This is a genomic window from Arthrobacter sp. PsM3, assembly GCF_030433895.1.
Taxonomy (GTDB): Bacteria; Actinomycetota; Actinomycetes; order Actinomycetales; family Micrococcaceae; genus Arthrobacter.
Window position 1 is genome coordinate 1 of the sequence record NZ_JARUXE010000140.1, and the last position, 392, is coordinate 392.

Genomic DNA, 392 nt, shown 5'->3' on the forward strand with positions numbered 1-392 from the left:
TCGTGCACGATGAACCGGTTCGCGGCCGTGCAGGCCTCGCCCATGTTCCGCAGCTTCGCCAGCATCGCCCCGGCGACGGCGGCGTCGACGTCGGCGTCCTCAAAGACCACGAACGGGGCGTTGCCGCCGAGCTCCATCGAGGTCCGCAGCACGTTTTCGGAGGCATCGGCGAGCAGCCGGCGGCCGACCTCGGTGGAGCCGGTGAAGGAAAGCTTGCGGAGCCGGGAGTCCTTGATCAGCGGACCCGTGGTGGCACCGGCGGTGGAGGTCGGAATAACGTTCAGCACCCCGGCCGGCAGACCGGCCTCCACCATCACGGCCGCGAACAGCTGCGAGGTCAGCGGCGTCAGGTTCGCGGACTTCAACACCATGGTGCAGCCCGCGGCGACGGC

General features: G+C 69.6%; 1 protein-coding gene. It reads right to left on the reverse strand.

The window, feature by feature from the left end; translation table 11 throughout:
- Window positions 1-392: aldehyde dehydrogenase family protein (locus QCD75_RS21955; protein ID WP_301231640.1), on the reverse strand; the 392-nt coding region annotated here is incomplete at both ends.